Origin of the sequence: Sulfitobacter sp. 1A13496 (assembly GCF_043557225.1) — a bacterium.
GTDB lineage: Bacteria > Pseudomonadota > Alphaproteobacteria > Rhodobacterales > Rhodobacteraceae > Sulfitobacter > Sulfitobacter faviae.
The window spans coordinates 113,588-135,987 of sequence record NZ_JBIFFP010000008.1 but is presented as its reverse complement, the minus strand read 5'-3'; the positions used below and the strand labels follow the sequence as shown (position 1 = coordinate 135,987).

The 22,400-nt window shown below is 65.4% G+C and carries 26 protein-coding genes; 12 read left to right on the top strand and 14 right to left on the bottom strand.

The window, feature by feature from the left end; translation table 11 throughout:
- Positions 1–36: 36 nt before the first annotated feature.
- Genes ACGYLX_RS16390 through phnG form a run of 3 tightly spaced genes read right to left on the bottom strand, consistent with a single transcriptional unit; the run spans position 37 to position 2,158 of the window.
- Positions 37–1,140, bottom strand: coding sequence for a carbon-phosphorus lyase complex subunit PhnI (locus ACGYLX_RS16390; protein WP_394432180.1), 1,104 nt, complete (start codon positions 1,138–1,140; stop codon positions 37–39).
- Complete coding sequence (gene phnH, locus ACGYLX_RS16385) at positions 1,140–1,700, bottom strand: phosphonate C-P lyase system protein PhnH (RefSeq protein WP_394450829.1); 561 nt, start codon at positions 1,698–1,700, stop codon at positions 1,140–1,142. Before phnH ends, ACGYLX_RS16390 begins: the two co-directional genes overlap by 1 nt.
- A complete protein-coding gene (gene phnG / locus ACGYLX_RS16380; RefSeq protein WP_394450827.1) occupies positions 1,700–2,158 on the bottom strand; it encodes a phosphonate C-P lyase system protein PhnG in 459 nt (152 codons plus the stop codon). The genes phnH and phnG overlap by 1 nt, the downstream gene beginning before the upstream one ends.
- A 101-nt stretch (positions 2,159–2,259) precedes the next feature.
- Between phnG and phnF the strand changes: the two genes are divergently transcribed.
- Positions 2,260–2,973: a phosphonate metabolism transcriptional regulator PhnF gene (gene phnF / locus ACGYLX_RS16375; protein ID WP_394450825.1), complete on the top strand. Its 714-nt coding sequence runs from the start codon at positions 2,260–2,262 to the stop codon at positions 2,971–2,973.
- On the opposite strand, the gene ACGYLX_RS16370 is transcribed toward phnF, so the two are convergent.
- The 5 genes from ACGYLX_RS16370 to phnC all read right to left on the bottom strand — a co-directional run bounded on the left by ACGYLX_RS16370 (position 2,970) and on the right by phnC (position 7,585).
- Complete coding sequence (locus ACGYLX_RS16370; protein ID WP_394450823.1) at positions 2,970–3,584, bottom strand: chloramphenicol acetyltransferase; 615 nt, start codon at positions 3,582–3,584, stop codon at positions 2,970–2,972. The two genes, phnF and ACGYLX_RS16370, sit on opposite strands and share 4 nt — an antisense overlap.
- A complete protein-coding gene (phnE, locus tag ACGYLX_RS16365) occupies positions 3,584–4,819 on the bottom strand; it encodes a phosphonate ABC transporter, permease protein PhnE (protein WP_394450877.1) in 1,236 nt (411 codons plus the stop codon). The genes ACGYLX_RS16370 and phnE (ACGYLX_RS16365) overlap by 1 nt, the downstream gene beginning before the upstream one ends.
- A gap of 65 nt (positions 4,820–4,884) precedes the next feature.
- Entirely contained in the window at positions 4,885–5,763 is an 879-nt protein-coding gene (gene phnE / locus ACGYLX_RS16360) for a phosphonate ABC transporter, permease protein PhnE (RefSeq protein WP_271691894.1), read from the bottom strand.
- 73 nt (positions 5,764–5,836) lie between these two features.
- Entirely contained in the window at positions 5,837–6,745 is a 909-nt protein-coding gene (gene phnD, locus ACGYLX_RS16355; RefSeq protein WP_394432194.1) for a phosphonate ABC transporter substrate-binding protein, read from the bottom strand.
- 45 nt (positions 6,746–6,790) lie between these two features.
- Positions 6,791–7,585, bottom strand: a complete 795-nt coding sequence (gene phnC / locus ACGYLX_RS16350) for a phosphonate ABC transporter ATP-binding protein (RefSeq protein ID WP_394450821.1) — start codon at positions 7,583–7,585, stop codon at positions 6,791–6,793.
- A 431-nt stretch (positions 7,586–8,016) separates the two neighbouring features.
- Here phnC and ACGYLX_RS16345 point away from each other — a divergent pair, with 431 nt between their 5' ends.
- The 6 genes from ACGYLX_RS16345 to ACGYLX_RS16320 all read left to right on the top strand — a co-directional run bounded on the left by ACGYLX_RS16345 (position 8,017) and on the right by ACGYLX_RS16320 (position 10,390).
- Positions 8,017–8,271, top strand: coding sequence for a hypothetical protein (locus ACGYLX_RS16345; RefSeq protein ID WP_209217383.1), 255 nt, complete (start codon positions 8,017–8,019; stop codon positions 8,269–8,271).
- The gene (locus ACGYLX_RS16340; RefSeq protein WP_394450819.1) at positions 8,268–9,029 is read left to right on the top strand and encodes a ChaN family lipoprotein; all 762 of its coding nucleotides are present in this window, start codon (positions 8,268–8,270) and stop codon (positions 9,027–9,029) included. The genes ACGYLX_RS16345 and ACGYLX_RS16340 overlap by 4 nt, the downstream gene beginning before the upstream one ends.
- Positions 9,030–9,040: 11 nt before the next feature.
- Entirely contained in the window at positions 9,041–9,358 is a 318-nt protein-coding gene (locus ACGYLX_RS16335; RefSeq protein WP_394450817.1) for an antibiotic biosynthesis monooxygenase family protein, read from the top strand.
- Between the two features lie 160 nt (positions 9,359–9,518).
- The gene (locus ACGYLX_RS16330; protein WP_394403127.1) at positions 9,519–9,695 is read left to right on the top strand and encodes a hypothetical protein; all 177 of its coding nucleotides are present in this window, start codon (positions 9,519–9,521) and stop codon (positions 9,693–9,695) included.
- A 5-nt stretch (positions 9,696–9,700) separates the two neighbouring features.
- Positions 9,701–9,865 (top strand): hemin uptake protein HemP, encoded by a 165-nt coding sequence (locus tag ACGYLX_RS16325; protein ID WP_082851946.1) that lies wholly within the window; start codon positions 9,701–9,703, stop codon positions 9,863–9,865.
- Positions 9,866–9,961: 96 nt separating this feature from the next.
- Positions 9,962–10,390 carry a YqaA family protein gene (locus ACGYLX_RS16320; RefSeq protein ID WP_394450875.1) on the top strand — a complete coding sequence of 143 codons (429 nt, stop codon included), beginning with the start codon at positions 9,962–9,964 and terminating at the stop codon, positions 10,388–10,390.
- A gap of 3 nt (positions 10,391–10,393) precedes the next feature.
- Here the strand turns inward: ACGYLX_RS16320 and ACGYLX_RS16315 are convergent, their stop codons facing one another.
- Positions 10,394–10,915: a cell wall hydrolase gene (locus tag ACGYLX_RS16315; protein WP_394450815.1), complete on the bottom strand. Its 522-nt coding sequence runs from the start codon at positions 10,913–10,915 to the stop codon at positions 10,394–10,396.
- Positions 10,916–11,096: 181 nt separating this feature from the next.
- Here ACGYLX_RS16315 and ACGYLX_RS16310 point away from each other — a divergent pair, with 181 nt between their 5' ends.
- A complete protein-coding gene (locus tag ACGYLX_RS16310) occupies positions 11,097–11,786 on the top strand; it encodes a UTRA domain-containing protein (protein ID WP_394450813.1) in 690 nt (229 codons plus the stop codon).
- A 37-nt stretch (positions 11,787–11,823) separates the two neighbouring features.
- Here ACGYLX_RS16310 and hutU read toward each other — a convergent pair whose 3' ends face one another.
- The 4 genes from hutU to hutI are packed head-to-tail and all read right to left on the bottom strand — an operon-like array spanning position 11,824 to position 17,043.
- The gene (hutU, locus tag ACGYLX_RS16305) at positions 11,824–13,491 is read right to left on the bottom strand and encodes a urocanate hydratase (protein WP_394450811.1); all 1,668 of its coding nucleotides are present in this window, start codon (positions 13,489–13,491) and stop codon (positions 11,824–11,826) included.
- Positions 13,488–14,288 (bottom strand): N-formylglutamate deformylase, encoded by an 801-nt coding sequence (hutG, locus tag ACGYLX_RS16300; protein ID WP_394450872.1) that lies wholly within the window; start codon positions 14,286–14,288, stop codon positions 13,488–13,490. Before hutG ends, hutU begins: the two co-directional genes overlap by 4 nt.
- A gap of 11 nt (positions 14,289–14,299) precedes the next feature.
- Positions 14,300–15,838, bottom strand: coding sequence for a histidine ammonia-lyase (hutH, locus tag ACGYLX_RS16295; RefSeq protein ID WP_394450808.1), 1,539 nt, complete (start codon positions 15,836–15,838; stop codon positions 14,300–14,302).
- Positions 15,835–17,043 carry an imidazolonepropionase gene (gene hutI / locus ACGYLX_RS16290; RefSeq protein WP_394450806.1) on the bottom strand — a complete coding sequence of 403 codons (1,209 nt, stop codon included), beginning with the start codon at positions 17,041–17,043 and terminating at the stop codon, positions 15,835–15,837. The genes hutH and hutI overlap by 4 nt, the downstream gene beginning before the upstream one ends.
- Positions 17,044–17,128: 85 nt before the next feature.
- Here hutI and ACGYLX_RS16285 point away from each other — a divergent pair, with 85 nt between their 5' ends.
- The 4 genes from ACGYLX_RS16285 to ACGYLX_RS16270 all read left to right on the top strand — a co-directional run bounded on the left by ACGYLX_RS16285 (position 17,129) and on the right by ACGYLX_RS16270 (position 21,270).
- Complete coding sequence (locus ACGYLX_RS16285; RefSeq protein WP_394450805.1) at positions 17,129–18,487, top strand: formimidoylglutamate deiminase; 1,359 nt, start codon at positions 17,129–17,131, stop codon at positions 18,485–18,487.
- Between the two features lie 109 nt (positions 18,488–18,596).
- Complete coding sequence (locus ACGYLX_RS16280) at positions 18,597–18,815, top strand: hypothetical protein (RefSeq protein WP_209217373.1); 219 nt, start codon at positions 18,597–18,599, stop codon at positions 18,813–18,815.
- Positions 18,816–18,935: 120 nt separating this feature from the next.
- Complete coding sequence (locus tag ACGYLX_RS16275) at positions 18,936–19,988, top strand: ROK family protein (protein WP_394450802.1); 1,053 nt, start codon at positions 18,936–18,938, stop codon at positions 19,986–19,988.
- Positions 19,972–21,270, top strand: a complete 1,299-nt coding sequence (locus tag ACGYLX_RS16270; RefSeq protein WP_394450800.1) for a glycerate kinase — start codon at positions 19,972–19,974, stop codon at positions 21,268–21,270. Before ACGYLX_RS16275 ends, ACGYLX_RS16270 begins: the two co-directional genes overlap by 17 nt.
- Here the strand turns inward: ACGYLX_RS16270 and ACGYLX_RS16265 are convergent.
- Positions 21,267–22,355 carry a zinc-binding dehydrogenase gene (locus tag ACGYLX_RS16265; protein WP_394450798.1) on the bottom strand — a complete coding sequence of 363 codons (1,089 nt, stop codon included), beginning with the start codon at positions 22,353–22,355 and terminating at the stop codon, positions 21,267–21,269. The two genes, ACGYLX_RS16270 and ACGYLX_RS16265, sit on opposite strands and share 4 nt — an antisense overlap.
- Positions 22,356–22,400 lie beyond the last annotated feature (45 nt).

The following is a 22,400-nucleotide window of genomic DNA, read 5'->3' as shown; positions in this document are numbered from 1 at the left end:
CATGCCTGTCTTGGTCACTATGTGTCATGGCAGGGTTCATTCCGCGGCCTCCCGTGGTGCGTCTTGCGCCGCGGCTGTCGCCTCGCGGCGCAGTTTGCGGATCAGTTCGAGTTCGGATTGGAAGTCGACGTAATGGGGCAGTTTGATATGCTCCAAGAACCCTGTCGCTTGGATGTTGTCGGCGTGATAGAGCACGAATTCCGCGTCCTGCGCCGGCGCGCCGAGGTTGTCTTCGCCCAACTCCTCCCAACGCAATGCCCGGTCCACCAGCGCCATGGAGATCGCCTTGCGCTCAGACATGCCAAAGACCAGCCCATAGCCGCGGGTGAACTGCGGCGGCTCGGTCTTGGAGCCTGCAAATTGGTTCACCGTCTCGCATTCGGTCAGCTCGACCTCGCCGATCTCGATGGCGAAACCCAGTTCGGGAATATCCATTTCGACAGCGACTTTGCCGATGCGCAGTTCCGCGACGAAAGCGTGGTTGCGCGCATAGCCGCGTTGCGTGGAGTAGGCCATGCCGAGCACGAAGCCCTCGTCACCGCGGGTCAGCGCTTGCAGGCGCAGGTCGCGGGTGGCGGGGAGTTCCAAAGGCTCGCGCGTCAGGTCGCGCGGCGGGGTCTTGCTGTCCGTGTCGCGCTGCATCAGCCCTTCGCGGTCGAGGAATTCCATGATGTGCGGCGTCTCCGCGGGCGGTTCGGCCTCGGGCGCTTCGGGGGCCGGGGGCACCTCACCATCGGCGGCGAGTTTGAAATCCAGCAGCCGGTGCGTGTAGTCGAAGGTCGGCCCCAAGACCTGTCCGCCCGGCGCATCCTTGAAGGTGGCCGAGACGCGGCGGTCGCAGGCCATGGTGCCGGTGTCCATCGGGCGCGAGGCCCCGAAACGCGGCAGGGTGGTGCGATAGGCGCGGATCAAGAACACCGCTTCGATCAGGTCGCCGCGCGCCTGTTTGATCGCCAACGCGGCGAGGTCAGGATCATAGAGCGAGCCTTCGGCCATCACCCGGTTCACCGCCAGCGTCATCTGCTCGCGAATCTGCGCGACGCTGAGTTCGGGCACCTTTGCGTCACCGCGCCGCTCTTCGGCAAGCCATGCGTGGGCGTTGTCGATCGCCCGCTCGCCGCCTTTTACCGCTACATACATCAGGACACCTTTGTGCTTCGGGGCAGCGCCGCCAGACGGTCGCCGCAGGTGAAAATGAAATCCAGCCCACGCGGGAAGAACGCCGCGTTTTGTTCGAAGGCGGCACGCTCGGGCAGAGACAATGCCGCGCTGTCTTTGATGCCGGGGCCGGAGAGGGTCGCACCCTCGGCGCGTAGATCATCCACCTCGACGATCAGCGTGGCAGAGCGGTCGGGGTAGGCGGCGGTCCCGAGGGGGAAGTCGCCGCGCGGCAGGTCGTCCCAAGCGCCCAAGGCGAATTGTGCCGCAGTTGCGGGGGCGAAGGGCGCGCCGGTGTGGAAGGTGATCCAGTCGCGCACTTCGGGTCGGTCGAAGCCGGGGGCAAGGTAGAGCGGCGTTTCGGGGTCGCAAAGCGTCAGCAGAACAACCCCGGCGGCGGTGGAGAGACCCGCAGGCGGTTCGGCCCCGGTCACGCTGTTGATCTCCCCCGGTTTGGCCATGGCGTTCATCACCGCGCGAAAGGCAAAAGCGGCGTCTTTGGGCGCGTCGCGAAACCCGCCTGTCAGCGATAGGGTCTGCATCAGTCTTCTCCCCTGACCATGGTGAAAAAGTCGACCTTGGTGGCGGCGGCCTTGGCGGCCCGGCTGGCGCGGCGCCGGCTTTCGATCTCGGCCAGCGGGTCGAGCAGTTTGGCGCGGACCTCATCCGCCGCATCGCCCTGCATCAGCGCGTCGGTAAGGGCCGCTTGCAGCGCCTTGTCGCGGCTGCGGCCCTGCACATAGGCGTGGCCGTCTGCCCCATCCGTCAGCCGCACCGAACAGCGCGTGACCGATATCTCGCCCATGTTGAAGGCATCGCCCACAGCGCCCATCCGGCCCCGCAGCATGACGCCGCCGATCTCAGGCGCGCGGAGCACCTCATGGGCGGGCAGGGGGCCGAAGCCCTCCCATAGCCGGGCGAGATCGCGGGCCTCGGCCCGTGCGAGCAGGCCCATCCACGCCTGCCTGTCGCGGGACTTTTCCTTGGTTTCAACCGTCATCTAGACACCTTGTGCATTTGTCTAATTTACTATACAACTAGACAAGTATTAGCCGCTGGCCTTCCGCTGGCGCAAGCTTGGATATGTGAAACTTCTGCGACATGGCCCGAACTGCGATCTGGAAAACCATCACCGCCACGCTCACCCATGACATCGCAACGGGGAAATACGCCCCCGGCGACCGGCTCCCGACCGAGGCGCAGTTGGCGGCGCGGTTTGGCGTGAACCGTCACACGGTGCGCCGCGCGATCGGTGACATGAACGAGAGCGGGCTGACCTACAGCCGTCGCGGGGCCGGGGTCTTCGTGGCGCAGCGGCCCACGGATTATCCCATCGGCAAACGGGTGCGCTTTCACCAGAACCTTGCGGCGGCGGGGCGGGTGCCGGCGAAGGAGGTTTTGATGTTGGAGACACGGGCGGCTTCGGCCCATGAGGCCGCGCAGTTGGGGCTGGGTGGGGATGCAATGGTGCATGTCTATGAGGGGCTGTCGCTGGCCGATGAGCAGCCCATCGCGATCTTTCGCAGCATCTTTCCCGCCGCGCGGTTTCCTGACTTATTAGCGGCGCTTGCGGCCAGCCGCTCGGTCACCACGGCTTTGGCGCAGGGCGGGGTGGCGGACTACACCCGCGCCTCGACCCGGCTGACGGCGAAGCTTGCCACTGCCACGCAGGCACTGCATCTGCGGCTGTCCGAAGGCGCGCCGATCCTGCGCTCGGCGGGGATCAACGTGGACCCCGAAGGCGTACCGGTGGAATATGGGGTGACTTGGTTCGCGGGTGACCGGGTGACGCTGACGCTCAACCCCGGCGACTAGCCGTATTGCTCAAGAAACGCTTCGGCGGGCAATGTTTGGAAGTCCTTGAGCGATGCTTGCAGTCGGTCATGGGGCCAATCCCACCACGCCAATTCCTCCATCCGCGCGGCGATGCTTTCGGAAAAGCGCCGGCGGAGCGGTTTGGCCGGAATGCCTGCGACGATCATATAGGGGGCGACATCGCGGGTGACGATGGCCCCGCCTGCCACCACCGCGCCGTGGCCGATGGTTACCTCGGGCCGGACCTGCGCGCCGTGTCCCAGCCACGTGTCATGGCCAATCACCGTGCGGCGGCTGCGGCGCAGGGCAAACCAGTCGGCGTCATCCTCGGCCCCGTCGAAGTAGTCCCCGGCGCGGTAGTGGAAGTGGTGCAGGCTGGCCTTTTCCATCGGGTGATCGGTGGCTCCGATGCGCACGCTGGCGGCGATATTGCTGAACTTGCCGACTTGCGTGTTGGCGATGTCGCACCAGCGGTCGCAATAGGAGTAATCGCCGATCTCGGAATGGGCGAGGCGCGTGGCGCGCCCGATCTCGACATAGCGCCCGAACTGCGTGTCAGTCACTTCGCAGTCCGGGTGAAGGAAGGGCGCATCCGCTTTGAGACGCGCCATCAGTGGCCCGCCCCATTGCCCGCGATCAGCTTGCGGCGCAGCCAGCCCGAGAAGCTGTCCATCGCCACGACCATCAGAATGATCAGCACGATGTAATAGCTGACCTCTTCCCAATCCTTTTGGGTGATGATCGCTTGGGTCAGCAGCAGGCCGATGCCGCCGCCGGTGATCGCGCCGATGATGGTGGCGGATCGGGTGTTGGATTCCAGATAGTAGAGCACTTGGCTCAGCAGAACCGGGGTGATCTGCGGGATCACGCCAAAGCGATAGCGCTGCACGGGGGCGGCCCCGGTGGAGGCGATGCCTTCGATCTGTTTGTCATCCACATTCTCAAGCGCCTCGGAGAAGATTTTGCCGAAGGTGCCGGTGTCTGTCAGCAGGATTGCGAGCGAGCCGGTCAGCGGGCCGGGGCCAAAGGCACGGGACAGCACGATGGTCCAGATCAGCCCATCGACCCCGCGCAGGAAGTCAAAGAGCCGCCGCGCGGCAAAGCGCAGCACGCCGAGCGGAGAGAAGTTCTTGGCCGCAAGAAACCCCAGCGGCAGGGCGATCATCGCCGCGCCAAAAGTGCCGAGGAAGGCCATGAGAACGGTCTCGACCAGCGCCCAAGCCACATCGCCGTGACGCCACATCTTGTTGGTCCAGAAGTCCTGCCAGATCGCGCCATATTCACCGCTGCGCAACAGCTCAAGCGGGGACATGCCGTAGTAGGGGCTGTCGAGCGTGAAGAAGAACAGCTCCCACCCGTTGAAATAGCGGAACACCTCGGCGCGGTTGCGGGTGATCGTCAGGCGGCCTGCCTCCGTGGTCACGGCAAGACGGTTTTTCGAGGCGTTGATCCACGCGGGCAAGGGGCCGTCGGGCAGGGTGGCGTTGACGCCGCTGCGCCCCGGCGTGGCGGTGATCAGCCCGTAGCCCGGCACGTCATAGCGCACTTCCGGTCCCAGTTCGACGGTATGGCCGTTGCCCAACTCGACGATAGAGGTCTCGCCCAAGGTGACCCAATCAGGCGCGGTGCCGGGGGCATAGCGGCCCTTGCGCTCCCCTTCGATGGCGATCTCCATCTCGCCGTTGCGGTTGTCGCGGGCGACATGGGTTTTGTAGCTATAGCTGTCGGCCACCAGCGTCTTCATGTTCGACACATTGATGCGGTCACCCAGCCCGGCCACGTCGAAGGCAAAGAAGACGTAAGTGAGATAGGCAAGGATCAGCACCGGAGCGCCAAGGCTCGCCATGCGTTTGCGCCGGAAGCTACGGCTGGCGACCTGCTGAGCGGGGAGGGTGGAAGCGGTAAGGTCGGTCACAGGATGGCTCCCTTGTCCTTATAGGCGCGGCCATGGGTCAGCCGATCGCGGAAATGGCTTGAGACTTGGTCGACGATGATGATGGTGCCGAAGAGCAGCAGAAAGATCGCCGCCGCCTCGTCGAATTTGCCTTGGCCCCAAGACATCGTGTTGCGCAGGTCATAGCCGATGCCGCCTGCGCCGACGAAGCCGAGGATGGCCGAGGCGCGGATGTTGATCTCGAACCGCAGCAGAGCGTAGGAGAGGTAGTTGGGCGCGACCTGCGGCACGACGCCCAGCACCATGCGTTGCAGCCAGCCCGCCCCGACAGAGGCAAGGCCGTCGACAGGTTTGAGAGAGGCGTTCTCGTTCACCTCGGAGAAAAGCTTGCCGAGCGCGCCCACGGTATGCAGCGCGATGGCGATCATGGCGGGCACCGGGCCGCCGCCTAGAAGGAAGATCAGCACCAGCGCGACGACGATCTCAGGCACCGCGCGCAGCACGTCCAGCAGGCGGCGCAGCGGCGCCACGAGCCACGGGGCCGGGGCAAGGCCGCGGGTGGCCAGAAGGGCAGCGAAGAAAGCCAGCAGCGCGCCGATCAGCGTGGCGGCCCCGGCGATGTTCACCGTCTCGATCAGAGAGGGGAGGTATTTCACGAAATAGCCGGGCAGCAGATGGATGCGCTCCCAAGCCTCGCCCAGTACATCGGCGGGGAAGTCAAAGATATTGGGCAGCCCGTTCCAGAAACCGCCTGCGTTGCGGGCATTGGCGGTGCCGAAACCGCCGATCAGCAGGGCCAGGAAAACGACCAGCAGGATCATGTTCATCACCCGCTTTTGTCGGGTGTGGGCAAGGTAATCCGCCGTGATCTGCGGTGCGGTGGTGGTCTGGTGCATCTGTCGTCCCCCTATGACGACAGGCCCCGACAATCGTTGTCGGGACCTGCCAGATGTCTTGTAATCGCTGCGATCAGTTGGATTTCGCCTTGCGCGCTTCGACGATGGAAACATAGGCGTCATGCGCGATCGGATCGAAACCGAGGCTCTCGCCCGCGGCCACGCCGTAGGCGCAATCGGCGTCTTTCTCGTGCAGTTCATCCACCAGTTGGGTCATGGTCGCCTTGACCTCTTCAGGCAGGGCCTTGCGCAGTACAACCGGGCCTTCGGGGATCGGCTTGGAGCGCCAGATTTCCACCAGATCGTTCATGTCGACGAGGCCCGCGTCCACGGCTTTGCGCAGCGCGCCGGAGTTGTAGCCGTCTTCCCAGTTGCCCTGACCGTCGGCCCATGTCACGCCGCCGTCGACGTCACCGTTGTTGACCGCGACGATGGTCTGCTCATGGCCACCGGTGAATTTCACTTCGCCGAAGTAGTCGCCGGATTCCATGGTGGCGCCGGTCGTCTGGGGGATTTCGATGGAGGGGATCAGGTAGCCCGAGGTGGAGTTCGGATCGCCAAAGCCAAAGACCTTGCCCTGCATGTCTTCGAGGCTGTTGATGCCCGCATCTTTGCGCGCGAAACCGATGGAGTGATAGCCGTAGGAGCCGTCGAGGTTGATCTTGACCAGCACCGGCTCGACCGCTTCGGGGTCTTGCAGGTGCACGGCGGCATAGGCCGAAGCGCCCAGCCATGCCATGTCGAGCGTGCCGCCCAGCAGACCTTGGATCACGCCGTTATAGTCGGCCGGGGCAAAGAGTTTGGCCGGAACGCCAAGGCGCTCTTCGGTGTAGCCGCGCAGACATTCGTAGGAGTTCATCCGGTCCTGCGCGTTTTCCCCGCCGAGGATGCCGATGCGGAATTCGTCGATCTCGGCACTTTGGGCCATGGCGGTGCCGGTGAGGGCCGTGGTTGCCAAGGCGGCGGCGATGAGCTTTTTCATTGTGTCGTCTCCGTTTGCAAAAAATGCCCTTTGGGGCGGGTCGTGTCAGGCTGGCACTTTGTCCAGCGTTTCGATCTCGGTTGAGGTGGCGGCTTCGGAAAAGCTGCTGTCCGCACCGTAGATTTCGCGGGCCATGCCGGTGGTCAGCTGCTCGGGCGTGCCGTCAAAGACGATTTTCCCGTCGCGCATCCCCACCACGCGGTCGCAGTAGCGGCGCGCGGTATCCAGCGTGTGAAGGTTGGCGATGACCATGCGGCCATCTTCCTCGTGAATGCGGCGCAGCGATTGCATCACCACTTGCGCGTTCATCGGGTCGAGGCTGGCGATGGGTTCATCCGCCAGAATGATCTGCGGGTCCTGCATCAGGGCGCGGGCGATGGCGACGCGCTGTTGCTGCCCGCCGGAAAGCGCCTCGGCCCGTTTGAGCGCGTGCTGTGCGATGCCCAGCCGGTCGAGGATTTCGATGGCGCGGGTGATGTCGGCATCGGGGTAGAGGTTGAAGATGCTGCTCAGCGTCGAGCGGCGGTTGAGCGTGCCGTGCAGCACGTTCGACACCACATCCATCCGCGGGACGAGGTTGAACTGCTGAAAGATCATCGCGCATTCCGCCTGCCAGCCGCGCCGGGCCGCGCCGCGCAGGGCGGTCACATCGCGCCCCTGAAACAGGATCTGCCCCGAGGAGGCATCGGTCAGCCGGTTGAGCATCCGCAGGAGTGTGGATTTCCCCGCGCCGGAGCGGCCGATGATTCCGATCATCTGCGGCTTGTCGACCTCTAGGTTGGCGCGGGCCACCGCTGTGTTCGCGCCGAATGTTTTGGTCAGTTCAGAAATGACGAGCATAAGTCCCCCGGGGTTTGCGGGGCGAGCTATCGCAGTGGTGAATGTCACGAATGTTTAAGTTTGACGAAGCTTTTGTAACGCGTCCCTTTTTGCGGAACGGCTGCCTAAGTCCGCGCGTTTGTGCTGGTTTCATAGGCGCTTGTGCGATGCCGCCGCCGCTGCGCATGGGGCAAACGAGCGGGGCTGCGAGGGCCTAAGGGCCGGTTTAACGCAATGAAACAAGGGCCTGCGAAATAGAGCTTGCGGAACAAACTGGGCGGATTAATGCTTTCTCTCACAAGGCGGTTCAGATAGGGCCGCATCTGGTCAGGCCGCGCAATTGGCGCAGCGACCGTTAAGATCTTTGGCCGGATCACCGCGCGCGCAGTGTCCTCCACCCGCGCCCCCTATGGTGAGACAGGCCCCCGACAAGCATTCAAAGGAGCGCGTTCATGGACGCCCAAGTTATCGCATTTCTGATTCTGCTGCCGATCACGCTGGTTTTCGTCTACGCAGGCATCCACGAGTTTCGGCGCTACAAAAGCGAGGGCAAGGCGAACTACGGGTTGGTCTTTGACGAGGAAAGCGGCACCACCCATGTCAGCGGCATCGCCGAGGACGAAGACCCGTTCGACCCCGAAGACTTTGACCCCAACGATTACAACGACCCCGAAATCAAAACCGACACGGATGAGCGCAAATCGTGAGCGCGAAGCGTCTTTGCGCCGCGCTGCTGTTCTGGCTGGCGCTGCCCGCGAACGCTGACACCCCCGCCGAGATCGTGATCTTGGGCGAGGTGCATGACAATCCCCATGCCCATCTCGAACAGGCCGCTGAGTTAAAGGCGCTGCGTCCTACGGCTGTGGTGTTCGAGATGCTCACCGCCGAAGAGGCGGCAAAGGCCGACGCCGATCGCAGCCAGATTGCGCAGGCTTGGGCGGCGAGCGGGTGGCAGCACTTCGATATCTATGTCCCGATCTTTGACGCTTTGGGAGACGCCCGCATTATCGGCGCCGCCGCCCCGCGGGAGGCTGTGCAGCGCGTGTACCGCGAGGGGGCAGCCGCGCTCTTCGGGCCTGAGGCGGCGCGCTTCGGCCTTGACCAGCCCTTGCCGGAGGATCAGCAGGCCGCGCGGGTAGAGTTGCAATTCGCCGCCCATTGCGAGGCCATGCCGCGCGAGATGATGGGCGGCATGGTCGCCGTGCAGCGCTACCGCGACGCCACCTTCGCCCGCGCCGCGCTCGACGCGCTCAAAGCCTACGGCCCGCCGGTGGCGGTGATCACCGGCAATGGCCATGCCCGCACCGATTGGGGCATTCCGGCCCTCATCGCCCAAGCCGCGCCCGAAGTCACGACCCACGCCATCGGCTTCGTAGAGGCCGAGACCGCAGTGCCTTTCGATGAGACCCGCCTCATCCAGCCCGCCGAGCGCGACGACCCCTGCAACGCCCTGATCGAGAACTAAAGGACAGGCCCATGTATCTTGCCATGAACCGTTTCACCGTCTTGCCCGAGAATGCCGCCGCTTTCGAAGCGCTTTGGCTGAACCGCGAAAGCCACCTGAAGGAGAGCGAAGGCTTCGTCTCCTTCCACATGCTTAAAGGGCCCGAGGCAGAGGGGGCGATCCTCTATGCCTCTCACACCGTTTGGGAGAGCGAGGCGCATTTTCGGGCTTGGACGACCAGCGATGCCTTTCGTGCCGCCCATGCGCGGACGGGGCAGACCCGCAAGCTGCACGAGGGTTCACCGCAGTTCGAAGGCTTCAGTGCCATTCAGAAGATCGACGCGGAATAACGCGGGAGGGCCGGGGTTTCTATACTTGACTAAAATAATCAGATTAAGTAGCCGTTAAAGGAACCCGGGCGTTTCGCCGGGGTATGAACGACTTTACGCCGAAACCGTCCAAGCCACCGCGCGTCGGAAGCCCGGATGTCAATGGAAAGGAGCCCGCCCCGTGAGGACACCCGTGACCACGCCCGAGCCAATGGCCCATGCCCGGCTACAGACCCCATCCAACAATAGCTGGCGCGACATCGCGCTTGGCAGCAACGATGCTGCCGCCTGCGAGGGTTTCGGGCTGGAGCATCTCATCGATCTGCAACGCGCCCGCCAAATGGGAGAGATGGCATGAGCCTGATGCAAAAACTGCCCGATCCATCGCCCGCCGCCCAACCGGCCCAAGAGGCCGTGCATGATGCCCGTGCCTTGGTGCCCAATGGCTCGACCGCGAATATCGTCTTGGACGGCCAGACCTATACGCTGCGCATCACGCGGGCGGGCAAGTTGATCCTGACCAAATAAGCCTGCGCGCTTTCCCAAAGGGCGGCTTGCCCTGTGGGCGCGGCGTCTTTACTGACGCGCCATGCCCTGCCGTCTTTGCCCACCCTCGCCGCCGACATGCTGGCCCTGCTGAGCCTGTTCTTCGCGGCGCTGCTGGCGGCCACCCTGATCCCCGCGCAGTCCGAAGCGGTGCTTTTGGGGCTGATGTGGTCGGACGCTCATGCCACGGCGCTTTTGTGGCTGGTGGCGACGCTGGGCAATGTGCTGGGATCGCTGCTCAATTGGCTGCTGGGGCGCTACCTCAGCCATTTCGCCGATCACCGCTGGTTTCCCTTCTCGGCCAAGCAGATGGCCCGCGCCTCTGGCTGGTATCGCCGTTGGGGCTATTGGAGCCTGCTGGCCAGTTGGGTGCCGATCATCGGCGATCCGCTGACCTTGGCCGCGGGCATGTTGCGCGAACCGCTTTGGCGGTTCTTGCTGATCGTCACCCTTGCCAAGGGCGGGCGTTACCTCGTGCTGATTCTGATCGCCCGCGGGGTTTTGTGACCCTTAGTGCGGGGTGATCCCTTCGAGCGGCGGCAGCGGGTTGGGCGCGGTCACAAGATGGGCGCGGCGCTTTTCGTAAAAGGCATTGCCCCCCGCCGTCACCACATAATGCATGTTGTTGTAGTTCGCATTGTACCACGCCGCGTGGAAGAATTTTGCGCGGGTGACTTTCGGATGCCGCTCCCCCTGAAGCACGGCAAGTGCCGTGGCGCGGGCCAGCGGGGCGCCGCGGTCGGTCATCGGTTTCGTCATCACGCCGGGGGCGAATTGATTGGGCTGGCCGACCACACCGCAGACCGTGTCGGGGAAGGCGTCGGAGTGGACGCGGTTCAGCACCACCGTGCCCACGGCCACCATCCCGTCGCGGCTGGAACGGTTGGATTCGAAATACATCGCGCGGGCCATACACTCCACCTCATCCGCCGGAACCGCGACGACTTCGGTCTGCTTGCCACCGCAGGCGGCGAGCAGGCCAAGGCCCAAGAGCAAAGCGGCAGTGCGGATTTTCGGGGGCTGAACGCGCATGGGCGGCCTTTCTGGCTGAGAGGGCAGGTGGCACATAATTTTTCAGCAAATGCGGCGGGAGGCAAGACCCGCGCCCGGCTCAGGCGGTATCCCTCCGGGCGGGGCGCGCGGGGGCGCTTGGGCTGGGGATTGATCTAGTGTAATGCTTGGTAAAACAGTCATGATCGCAGCAGGCCGCCCTATGAAAGTCACCTACCGGGATGTGAAAACCGACATCCTGTCAAAGATCACCAAGGGCGAGTGGCCGTTGGGCAGCCTTGTGCCCAATGAGGTCGATCTGGCCGAGACCTATGGCTGCGCCCGGGCGACGGTCAACCGCGCCATGCGCGAATTGGCCGAAGAGGGGTTCATCGAACGGCGGCGGAAGGCGGGCACGCGGGTGCGCATGGCCCCGCTGCGGCAGGCCCGTTTCGACATTCCGCTGGTCCGGGCCGAGATCGAAGAGAAGGGCGCCGACTACCGGTATTCGCGGGTGAGCCACCGGGTCGAGCCTGCGCCCGACTGGCTGCGCGCCCGGCTCAAACTGGGCGCGGGGAGCGAGGCGTTGCATCTGGTTTGCATGCATTACGCCGATGGCGACCCCTATCAATTTGAGGACCGTTGGATCAACCTCGCCACCCTCCCGCAGGCGCGGGAGGAGAGTTTCACCGATGTCGGGCCGAACGAATGGCTGATCTCGGCCATTCCCTTTTCGGATGTGGAGATCAGCCTCTCCGCCGGACTGGCCGATCAGCGGCTGAGCGAATACCTCGCCTGCGGCTTGGGCGATCCGGTTTTTACCGTCGAGCGTTCGACGTGGTGGGAGGGGCAGGCGGTGACCTATGTGCGGCTGTCCTACCGCCCCGGCCACCGTCTGACCACGCGCTATTAAGCTGCCGCCGCCGCGGGTGGGCGACAGCGCTCAGCGCTCAAAGGATACCCGGCAGGTTCAGCCCGTGTTCGCGGGCGCAATCGCGCGCTTCGTTATAGCCCGCATCCGCATGGCGCATCACGCCCGTCGCCGGGTCGTTCCACAGCACCCGCGCGATCCGCCGGTCGGCGTCTTCGGACCCGTCACAGCAGATCACCATGCCTGAGTGCTGCGAGAAGCCCATGCCGACCCCGCCGCCGTGGTGCAGCGACACCCAGGTCGCCCCCGAAGCGGTGTTCAAAAGCGCGTTCAGCAGCGGCCAGTCTGACACGGCGTCGGAGCCGTCTTTCATCGCCTCCGTCTCGCGGTTGGGCGAGGCGACGGAGCCGCTGTCGAGGTGATCGCGGCCAATCACCACCGGCGCGCTGAGTTCGCCTGTGCGGACCATCTCATTGAAGGCCAGCCCCAGCTTGTGGCGCACGCCTAAGCCCACCCAACAAATCCGTGCGGGCAGCCCTTGGAAAGAGATACGCTCCCGCGCCATGTCGAGCCAGTTGTGCAGATGCGTGTCCTCAGCGAGGATTTCCTTCACCTTGGCGTCGGTCTTGTAGATATCCTCAGGATCGCCCGACAGCGCCGCCCAGCGGAAGGGGCCGATGCCGCGGCAGAACAGCGGGCGGATGTAGGCGGGCACGAAACCGGGGAAGTCGAAAGCGTTCTGCAAGCCTTCCTCTAGCGCCATCTGGCGGATGTTGTTGCCATAGTCGACCGTGGGGATGCCCGCGGTGTGGAAATCGACCATCGCCTGCACCTGCACCTTCATCGAGGCGCGGGCGGCTTTTTCGACGGCTTTGGGGTCGCTCTCGCGTTTCTCGCGCCATGCGCCCATCGTCCAGCCCTGCGGCAGGTAGCCGTTCACCGGGTCATGGGCCGAGGTCTGGTCGGTCACGATATCGGGGCGGACCCCGCGTTTCACCAGTTCGGGAAAGACATCTGCGGCATTGCCCAGAAGCGCCACGGACTTCGCCTCGCCCGCTGCGGTCCAGCGGTCGATCATCGCCAGCGCCTCATCAAGGCTGTCGGTCTTTTCATCGACATAGCGGGTGCGCAGGCGGAAATCGATGCTGTCGGGATTGCACTCCACCGCCAGACAGCAGGCCCCGGCCATGACCGCGGCCAAAGGCTGCGCGCCGCCCATGCCGCCCAAGCCCCCGGTGAGGATCCATTTGCCTTTGAGATCACCGCCATAGTGCTGGCGGCCCGCCTCGACGAAGGTCTCATAGGTGCCTTGGACGATGCCTTGGCTGCCGATGTAGATCCACGATCCGGCGGTCATCTGGCCGTACATCGCTAGACCCTTCTTATCGAGTTCGTTGAAATGGTCCCAATTCGCCCAATGCGGCACGAGGTTGGAGTTGGCGATCAGCACGCGCGGCGCGTCCTTATGGGTTTGGAAAACCCCCACGGGCTTGCCCGATTGCACCAGCAGCGTTTGGTCCTCTTCCAGCGCGCGCAGGGAGGCGACGATCTGGTCATAGTCCTTCCACGTCCGCGCCGCGCGCCCGATGCCGCCGTAGACGACCAGCTCATGCGGGTTCTCGGCCACGTCGGGGTGCAGGTTGTTCATCAGCATCCGCAGCGGCGCTTCGGTCAGCCAGCTTTTCGCCGAAAGCTCGGTGCCGGTGGCGGGATAGACGTCACGGGTGTTCTTACGCGGATCGCTCATGCTGTGCCTTTCAGGGTAGGGGCCATTGCGGCCAGAGTTGTCAGGATATCGGTCAAATGCACGCGCAGCCGCGCGGCCTTGTCGGGGTCATAGGGCCAAGGCGGCGCCTCGGCGCCGAGGTAGCTGCTTTGGGCCAGTTCCATCTGGATCGCGTGGACCCCTTCGGAGGGGCGGCCATAGTGGCGCGTGGTCCAGCCTCCCTTGAAGCGTCCGTTGCTGACGGACGTGTAGCCGGGTGCTGCAGCGCAGATCTTCTCAACAGCCGTTTCGATCTTGGGCGCGCAGGTGGTGCCGAGGTTCGTGCCGATGTTGAAATCGGGCAGCGGGCCGTCAAAGAGGAAGGGGATCAGCGAGCGGATCGAGTGGCAGTCATAGAGGATCGCGACCCCATGCAGGTCGCGAACGCGGGCCAGTTCGGCCTCGAGCGCTGCGTGATAGGGCGCGTGGTATGCCACGCGGCGGGCCTCAACCTCGGCTGCGTCGGGCGGGGTGGTCCAGATGTCTTGCCCGTCGAAATCCGTCAGCGGCACCAGCCCGGTGGTGTTCTGCCCGGGGTAGAGCGATGCGCCCGAAGGGTCGCGGTTGGCGTCGATGACATAGCGGTGGAAGGTCGCGCGCACCGTGGTCGCGCCGGGCAGCAACCCGTCGTAGAGCCGGTCGATATGCCAATCGGTATCCGTCAATTCCCGCCCGCGCGGGTTCAGATCACGCCGGATGCCCTCGGGCAGGTCAGTGCCGGTGTGGGGTAGGCCGAGCACGATGGGGCTGTCGCCGCGGGTGATCTCGACGGGTGTGATCTCAGCGGAAGTCATGTGGAAAGCCCCGGCATGTCGCAGGCGGCGGCGCGGGTGATCTCACCGCCCGCCACCATCCGTGCCGCGCGTTCCAGATCGGGGGCGAGGTAGCGGTCCTCCTCCAGCGTCGCGACCTCTTCGCGGACCCGCGCGACCACCCGCTGCAAGGTCTCGCTGGTGGCCAGCGGCGCGCGAAAATCGATGCCCTGCGCGGCGCAGAGCAATTCAACCCCAAGGATGCGGTTCAGGTTCTCGACCATTTGCCCCAGCCGTCGCGCGCCATGGGCGGCCATGCTGACGTGATCCTCTTGGTTGGCCGAGGTCGGCGTGCTGTCGGTGACGCAAGGATTGGCGAGATGTTTGTTCTCGCTCATCAGGGCGGCGGTGGTGACCTCGGCGATCATATAGCCGCTGTTGAGGCCGGGGGTCGGCGTCAGGAAGGGCGGCAGGTTGAAGCTGAGCACCGGGTCCACGATCAGCGCCACCCGGCGCTGCGCGATGGCGCCGATCTCGGCCAGGGCGAGGGCGATCATATCGGCGGCGAAACCCACCGGCTCGGCATGGAAATTCCCGCCCGAGACGATGAGGTCCGCCCCCGTCAGCACCAGCGGGTTGTCGGTGGCGGCATTGGCTTCGACCTCCAGCGTGGCGGCGGCCATGCGCAGCACATCCATCGCCGCCCCCGTCACCTGCGGCTGGCAGCGGATGCAGTAAGGGTCTTGGACACGGGCATCATTCGCCACATGGCTTTCGCGTATTTCCGAACCTGCAAGCAGGGCGCGCATGGTCTCGCCCGCCTCGATCTGGCCGCGATGGCCGCGCAGGGCGTGGATCTCGGGCTGTAGCGGCGCGGTGGAGCCCATGATTGCATCGGTCGATAGGGCCGAGATCACCAGCGCCGAGTTCGCGGCCTGCCATCCGTCGAACAGCCCCGCCAGCGCGAATGCGGTGGAGAATTGCGTGCCGTTGATCAGCGCCAGCCCTTCCTTGGGGCCGAACTCCAGCGGGGTCAGATCCGCGGCGGCCAGCGCCGCGCTGCCCGTCATGACGCGGCCCTCGAACTCCGCCTCGCCATGGCCCATCATCACGGCGGCCATATGCGCCAAGGGGGCCAGATCGCCCGAGGCGCCGACCGACCCTTGGGCCGGGATCACCGGGGTCACGCCCCGCTCCAGCATGGCTTCGATCAGGTCCACGACCGCCAGCCGCACGCCCGAGGCACCGCGCCCGAGGCTCAGCAGTTTCAGCGCCATCAGCAGCCGCGCATGGCCGCGCGGGATCGCGGGGCCGACACCGCAGCAATGCGACAGGATCAGGTTGCGTTGCAGCGCCGCCGTGTCCTCCGCCGCGATCTTGACCGAGGCGAGCTTGCCGAAACCCGTGTTCACGCCGTAAACGGCATCCTCGCCCGCCACGGCCCGAGCGATGCGCGCATGGGCCTCTTCGATCGCGGGGCGGCAGGCGGGGGCGAGCCGCACAGATGCCTCTTCGCGGTAGATGCGGGCCAGATCGTCCAACGTGGCCGCGCCGGGGGTGAGGGTCAGGGTGGTCACGATTGGCCTCCGAAAATGCGGGAATGAAGCGGGTTGAAGCCGATGCGGTAGGCAAGCTCGGCCGGGTGTTTAATGTCCCAAACGGCGAGGTCGGCGCGCAGGCCGGGGCGGATCATGCCGCAATCCGCCAGCCCGAGCGCGCGGGCGGCGTGCTGCGTTGCGCCGCGCAGCGCCTCTTCGGGCGTCAGGCGGAACAGGGTGCAGCCCATGTTGAGGGTCAGCAGCAGCGAGTTCAGCGGCGAAGAGCCGGGGTTGATATCCGTCGCCAGCGCCATCGGCACGCCATGGCGGCGCAGCAGGTCGATGGGCGGCGCTTGGGTCTCGCGCAATGTATAGAAGGCACCGGGCAGCAGAACGGCGACGCTGCCCGCCTCGGCCATCGCGCTCACGCCGCTCTCATCAAGGTATTCGATATGATCCGCCGAGAGCGCGCCATAGGAGGCCGCCAGCCGCGCGCCGCCCAAGTTCGACAATTGCTCGGCATGGAGTTTCACCGGCAGGCCCAATTCCCGCGCCAGGTCAAAGACCCGTGCGATCTGGGCGGGTTGAAAGGCGATGCCCTCGCAGAACCCGTCGACCGCATCGACCAGCCCTTCGGCATGGGCGGCGCGCAGGGCAGGGAGGCAGACATCGTCGATATAGGCATCCGCGCGGCCTGCGTATTCGGCAGGCACCGCATGGGCGCCGAGGAAGGTGGTTGAGACGCGGATCGGGCGCTGCTGGCCAATGGCACGGGCGGTGCGCAACATGCGCAGCTCGGTCTCGATATCCAGACCGTAGCCGGATTTGACTTCGATGGCCGTGACCCCTTCGGCGATCAGCACGTCGATGCGGCCCAGGGCATCGGCCAGCAACTCTGCCTCATCGGCGGCGCGGGTGGCGGTGACGGTTGAGACGATGCCGCCCCCGGCGCGGGCGATTTCCTCATAGCTGGCCCCCTCCAGCCGCATCTCGAACTCTCGCGCGCGGTCGCCGCCGTGCACGATATGGGTGTGGCAATCGATCAGCCCGGGGGTGACGAGGCGCTGACCCAGCGATTCGGCGGGCAGGTCGCGGTAGCCTTGCGGCAGATCACCGCGCGGGCCGACCCATGCGATCTGGCCCTCGGCAATCGCGATCGCCGCATCTTCGATCAAACCATAGGGCTGTGGGCCATCCATCGTCGCCGCCGTGAAATCGACCAAGACCCGATCCTGCGCTGTCATCCTATCGCCTCCTCCTAAGGTTTCACTTTTCTACATCGGTTTTATTTGCTATATGTCTATACATAAGGAAGCAGAGGGCCGTCAAATGATTTTCGCTACACATGCAAAACTGCCGCAGGGATGGGCGCGTGACGTTCGGATCACGGTTGCCGATGGGCGGGTGACACAGGTGGAGACCGGGCAGGCCCCGCAGGCCGATGACACCCGTGTCGATACCCTGCTGCCCGCGCTGGCCAATCTGCACAGCCACAGCTTCCAGCGCGCCATGGCCGGGATGACCGAGACGCGCTTGGCCGGGAAAGACAGTTTCTGGACATGGCGTGATTTGATGTATCGCTTCACCGCCCATCTGACGCCCGCGCATATCGAAGCCATCGCGGCCTTCGTCTTTCTAGAGATGCAAGAGGCCGGTTTCGCCAGCGTGGGAGAGTTTCACTACCTCCACCACCAACCCGACGGCTCGCCCTATGACGATCTGGGGGAGCTATCGGCCCGGATCGCGGCGGCGGCAGCACAGACGGGGATCGGGCTGACCCATCTGCCGGTGCTCTATACCTATGGCGGGGCGGGGCAGCAGCCCTTGCAGGCGGGGCAGGCGCGTTTTGGCAATGGGGTGGCGCGCTTCGGCGCGCTGGTTGAGCAGGCGCAGCGGGCGGTGCGGGACCTCCCCCCCGATTGCCGCGTCGGCATCGCGCCCCATTCGCTGCGCGCCACCGCTCCGGCGGAATTGGCCGAGGTGCTGGCCGCCCATCCCGATGTGCCGACCCATATCCACCTCGCCGAACAGCCCAAAGAGGTCGCGGATATCTCCGCTTGGCTTGGCGCACGCCCGGTCGAGTGGTTGCTGGCCAATGCCGAGGTGGCCGAGAACTGGTGCCTGATCCACGCCACCCATATGACGGAAGGTGAGACCGCTGCCATGTCCCACAGCGGCGCGGTGGCAGGGCTTTGCCCGGTGACGGAGGCCAATCTGGGCGATGGGCCGTTCAACGGGCCGGGCTACCTCGCCGCCGGGGGGCGGTTTGGCATCGGATCGGATTCCAATGTGTTGATTTCGCTGACTGAGGAATTGCGCACGCTGGAATATTCGCAACGTCTGCGGGATTTGGCGCGCAATGTGATGGTGGCGGACGAAGGTTCGGTCGGGGCGGCGCTTTACACAGGTGCGGCGCGTGGCGGGGCCCAAGCGCTTGGCCGGGGCCGGGGCGAGATCGCAGTCGGCGAATGGGCCGATCTTGTGGCGATCGACAGCCAAGACCCGGCGCTCTGCGCGCTGCGGCCCGACCAATTGCTCGACGGTCTGGCCTTTGCCGCCAAGGACCGGGTGGTGACCGATCTGTGGTCAGCGGGCCGCCATGCGGTGACGTGCGGGCGGCACCGGCAGCGGGATCGGATCGTGGCGGGTTACCGTCGCGCCATGGCAGAGGTGATGGCGCTTTTGTGAAACCTTCCCTTTTCGGGAACTTTAGCGCGGTTTGCCGGGTTGGCCCGGTAACGAGGACCGCGCGAAGAGCTGCGCGGCACAGCCCGAAGACAGCGAAAGGGAGCGGATCATGAGTCCACCGGACACGAACCTCAAAAAACAGGAAAGCCGTCACAAATGGCCCCTGATCGGCATGGCGCTTGTGGTGATCTTTGGCGTCGGGATCATCGTCTATTGGACGGGCGAAGAAGTCGCCACCGCGCCCGAGACGGAAGAAGAAGTGATCGTCGACGAGGAAAACGTCATCGAGGGCGACGATGAAGCATCGGTGCCGATCGCCCCTGATTAATCCAAACGGACAGCACCCAAATGCGAATCCCGGAAGCCTCGGCTTTCGGGTTTTGTTGTTTGACCTTGGCCGCGCGGGCGGGCCATCTTGCATCGGTATCGAGGGCAGCGGGGCAGGCACATGTGGTATTTGGTAGGGGACATCGGCGGAACCAATCTGCGCCTCGCAGCGGTAGACCCGGCGGGGGCGGTGGTGGAACGCCGCACCCATCCCACCGACGGGCTGACCACTTTGCCCGACGCCTGCGCGACGTTTTGTAGCGAGATGGGCCGCCCGCCCGAAGGGGTCGCCATGGCGGTGGCCGGGGTGGTTGTCGACGGGCAGGTGCGCATGACCAATGCGGCGCGCAGCATCTCGCGCGATGATCTGGCACGGGCCTGCGGTTTGGACCCCGCCAAGGTGCTGTTGCTCAATGATTTCGAGGCGGCGGCTTGGTCTTTGGCCACGCTGGATGCGGAGAAAGTGACCTATCTTCAGGGCGGGCCCGAACCGCAACCGGGGGCGCGGGTGATCATCGGCCCGGGGACGGGCCTTGGCGTCGGGTCTCTGGTCTGGCAGGGCGTGCGGCCCACGGCGGTGCCGGGCGAAGGCGGGCATCTGCGGCTCACCCCCCATAGCGCCGAGGAAGTGGCCTATTTCGAAGCGCTGATCGCGCTTCGGCCCGAGGTGCAGATGGGCGCGGCGCTGGCGGTCGAGGCCGAGGCGATCCTGTCGGGCACCGGCATGCCCTATTGGTATCGCGCCATCGCCTCCGCCCGGGGCGAGGCGGCGCATTTGGAGGGGGCGGCGGCGATTTTCGCGGCGGCCAAGGCCGGGGAGGACGCGAGCGCCTGTCGCGCGGTCGCTCTGATGGTGCAGTATCTTGGCGGGGTCGCGGGGGATCTGGGCTTGGTCATGGGTGCGCGGGGCGGGGTCTTCGTCACGGGGGGCGTGGCGCAGCAGAACCAGTGGATGCTGGATGACAATTTCCTCGCCGCCTTCAACGCAGGGGGGCGGCACAGCAAATGGCGCGCGGCGATGCCCTTGGGCCTGTGCAGCGACCCCGACTTTGGCCTGCTGGGCGCGCGCAACTGCCTGTTTGTTCAGCATGAACGCCCCCTCCGGATTGACAGCAGACAACGGGCCGCCATGATCGCTGCAGCAGTCGGAGTGCCCTATGTCCAACCTCAATGACCCGAAACGCCAGTTCTTGGCCGAATTGTTCGACACCGCCGTCGCCGCCGCCGATCCGCATTTGATCCTGAAAAACCAGCTGCCGCCGCCGCCCAAAGGGCGCACGGTGGTGATCGGTGCGGGCAAGGGGGCCGCGCAGTTGGCGCAGGCGTTCGAGGCCATCTGGCCGCACCCCTATGATGGTGTCGTGGTCACCCGCTACGGCTATGGCGCGCCTTGTCAGCGGATCAAGGTGCTGGAGGCCGCCCATCCCGTGCCCGATCAGGCCGGGATCGAGGCTGCCCGCGCCTTGCAGGAAGCGGTGCAAGGTCTGGGGCCGGAGGATCAGGTGATCGCGCTGATCTGCGGCGGCGGCTCATCGCTTTTGCCCGCCCCGCCCGAGGGGCTGACGCTGGAAAATTTGCAGGCGTTGAACGCGGCGCTTTTGGCCTCGGGCGCGCCGATCTCTGTCATGAACGACATCCGCAAGCAGTTCAGCACGGTCAACGGCGGACGTTTGGCGGAACTGGCCCATCCCGCGCAGGTGGTGAGCCTTGTGGTCTCTGATGTGCCGGGGGATGATCCGGGGGCCGTGGCCTCTGGCCCCACGGTGCCGGGCCGGCGTACTGCGGCGGCGGTGTTGGAGGAGGTGGCCGCGCGGGGGCTTGAGCTGCCGCCCCGTTGCATGGCGTTTCTGGAAAAGGCGGCGGAGCGGCCTGCTCAGGACGCGCCGAGCAACACGACCACCCATGTCATCGCTTCTGCGGGCCTGTCCCTCGCCGCCGCAGCCAAGGCTGCGCGGGCACGGGGCGTGAACGCATGGATCCTGTCGGACGCGATCGAGGGTGAGGCGCGGGAGGTGGCGCTGGTTCATGCGGCCCTTGCCCGGCAGGCGCAGGAAAGCGGTTTTCCCCATTCTGCACCGCTGGTGCTGCTCTCGGGTGGGGAGACGACGGTCACCCTGCGCCACAATGGGCGCGGCGGACGCAACAGTGAGTTTGCGCTGTCCCTTGCGCTGGCGCTCGAAGGGCGGGAGGGGATCACCGCTTTGGCCGCAGATACCGACGGGATTGACGGGTCAGAGGATAACGCGGGCGCCTTCGTCGAGGCGGGCACGGCGGCTGCCATGCGCGCGGCGGGTGTGGATCCGCGCGGCGCTTTGCAGCGCAACGATGCTTTCGGGGCCTTCGAGGCGATAGATGCACTGTTCCACACTGGCCCCACCGGGACCAATGTGAATGATTTTCGCGCCCTTCTGATCGGCGATCTGCCGGACCGTTCGCCCGCCACGGGGCAGATTTAGGACCGGTCGAAGACGATCACATTGCGCCGCGCGGCGCCGGTCTTGGTGTCGGCAATCGCCTCGTTGATCTGATCCAGCCGCCAGCGGCCAGAGATCAGGCTGTCGAGTTGCAGGCGGCCCTGAAGATAGAGGTCGACCATCCACGGAATGTCGCGCTGGATCACCACATCGCCCATTTTGGAGCCGACCATGCCTTGCCCTAGGGCGGCGAGGACCACCGGTTCATAGCTGGCCTCGGCCCCGCTGTGGGGCATGCCGACCATGATCACCCGGCCCCCGGCGGCGAGGTAGCGCGGCGCGGTTTCATAGGCGGGGATCGCGCCCACGGTGACGATCACGGCATCCGCCCCGCGCCCCATGGCCTTGAAGGCCGCGCGCCACGGCTTCGCCTCGGTCGCGAGCACGGTGTCGGTCGCGCCGAATTCGCGGGCGATGGCGAGTTTGTCTTCGGTCATGTCGACCGCCACGATCCGCCGCGCGCCCGCGATGCGCGCCCCTTGGATGGCGTTGAGGCCGACCCCGCCTGCGCCGATCACCACCACGTCTTGTCCCGCCCGCAGGCCCGCCGCATTGACCACGGCGCCGACGCCGGTGATCACGCCACAGGCGATCAGGCAGGCGGCGTCTTTGGGGATGTCATGCGAGATTTTCACGACCTGCGACCGGTCGACGACGACCTTCTCGGCGAAACCACCGGTGTTCATCGCTTGAACGAGCGGTGCGCCCTCCGCCGTTTGCAGCGGCCCTTCGGGCGCTTGCGGGGTTTCGCAGATCGTCGGCTGGCCCGAGGCGCAGTTGGGGCAGCTGCCGCAGGCACGGATCAGGGTGACCACCACGCTGTCGCCTTGGGCCAGACCCTGCACATTCGGCCCCACCGCGCTGACCCGGCCTGCGGCCTCATGGCCATAGACGGCAGGCAGTGTGCCGCCCCAGCCACCTTCGGCAAACAGGATGTCGGAATGGCAGATCGCCACGGCATCCAAGGTCACTTCAACCTCGCCCGATTGCGGTGCTTTGATGCGGATGTCTTCGACGCTTAGCGGTGTGTCAAAGGCATGGCAGACGGCGGCTTTGATGGTTTGCAATGGCCTGTCCCTTTCTTTCAATTTTCGCCAGCCTGACGCGGATGG

Excerpts from the sequence above, each read along its gene's own strand:
- ACGYLX_RS16270 (WP_394450800.1), top strand. The coding sequence starts at position 19,972 with ATGTCCAACCTCAATGACCCGAAACGCCAGTTCTTGGCCGAATTGTTC.
- phnF (WP_394450825.1), top strand. The coding sequence starts at position 2,260 with ATGGCCCGAACTGCGATCTGGAAAACCATCACCGCCACGCTCACCCAT.
- ACGYLX_RS16370 (WP_394450823.1), bottom strand. The coding sequence starts at position 3,584 with ATGGCGCGTCTCAAAGCGGATGCGCCCTTCCTTCACCCGGACTGCGAA.
- phnC (WP_394450821.1), bottom strand. The coding sequence starts at position 7,585 with ATGCTCGTCATTTCTGAACTGACCAAAACATTCGGCGCGAACACAGCG.
- ACGYLX_RS16315 (WP_394450815.1), bottom strand. The coding sequence starts at position 10,915 with ATGCGCGTTCAGCCCCCGAAAATCCGCACTGCCGCTTTGCTCTTGGGC.
- ACGYLX_RS16285 (WP_394450805.1), top strand. The coding sequence starts at position 17,129 with ATGATTTTCGCTACACATGCAAAACTGCCGCAGGGATGGGCGCGTGAC.
- ACGYLX_RS16345 (WP_209217383.1), top strand. The coding sequence starts at position 8,017 with ATGGACGCCCAAGTTATCGCATTTCTGATTCTGCTGCCGATCACGCTG.
- phnD (WP_394432194.1), bottom strand. The coding sequence starts at position 6,745 with ATGAAAAAGCTCATCGCCGCCGCCTTGGCAACCACGGCCCTCACCGGC.
- ACGYLX_RS16325 (WP_082851946.1), top strand. The coding sequence starts at position 9,701 with ATGCAAAAACTGCCCGATCCATCGCCCGCCGCCCAACCGGCCCAAGAG.
- hutI (WP_394450806.1), bottom strand. The coding sequence starts at position 17,043 with ATGACAGCGCAGGATCGGGTCTTGGTCGATTTCACGGCGGCGACGATG.
- ACGYLX_RS16310 (WP_394450813.1), top strand. The coding sequence starts at position 11,097 with ATGAAAGTCACCTACCGGGATGTGAAAACCGACATCCTGTCAAAGATC.
- ACGYLX_RS16275 (WP_394450802.1), top strand. The coding sequence starts at position 18,936 with ATGTGGTATTTGGTAGGGGACATCGGCGGAACCAATCTGCGCCTCGCA.
- ACGYLX_RS16335 (WP_394450817.1), top strand. The coding sequence starts at position 9,041 with ATGTATCTTGCCATGAACCGTTTCACCGTCTTGCCCGAGAATGCCGCC.
- ACGYLX_RS16390 (WP_394432180.1), bottom strand. The coding sequence starts at position 1,140 with ATGTATGTAGCGGTAAAAGGCGGCGAGCGGGCGATCGACAACGCCCAC.
- phnE (WP_394450877.1), bottom strand. The coding sequence starts at position 4,819 with ATGGCGAGCCTTGGCGCTCCGGTGCTGATCCTTGCCTATCTCACTTAC.
- hutU (WP_394450811.1), bottom strand. The coding sequence starts at position 13,491 with ATGAGCGATCCGCGTAAGAACACCCGTGACGTCTATCCCGCCACCGGC.
- phnH (WP_394450829.1), bottom strand. The coding sequence starts at position 1,700 with ATGCAGACCCTATCGCTGACAGGCGGGTTTCGCGACGCGCCCAAAGAC.
- ACGYLX_RS16280 (WP_209217373.1), top strand. The coding sequence starts at position 18,597 with ATGAGTCCACCGGACACGAACCTCAAAAAACAGGAAAGCCGTCACAAA.
- phnG (WP_394450827.1), bottom strand. The coding sequence starts at position 2,158 with ATGACGGTTGAAACCAAGGAAAAGTCCCGCGACAGGCAGGCGTGGATG.
- ACGYLX_RS16320 (WP_394450875.1), top strand. The coding sequence starts at position 9,962 with ATGCTGGCCCTGCTGAGCCTGTTCTTCGCGGCGCTGCTGGCGGCCACC.
- phnE (WP_271691894.1), bottom strand. The coding sequence starts at position 5,763 with ATGCACCAGACCACCACCGCACCGCAGATCACGGCGGATTACCTTGCC.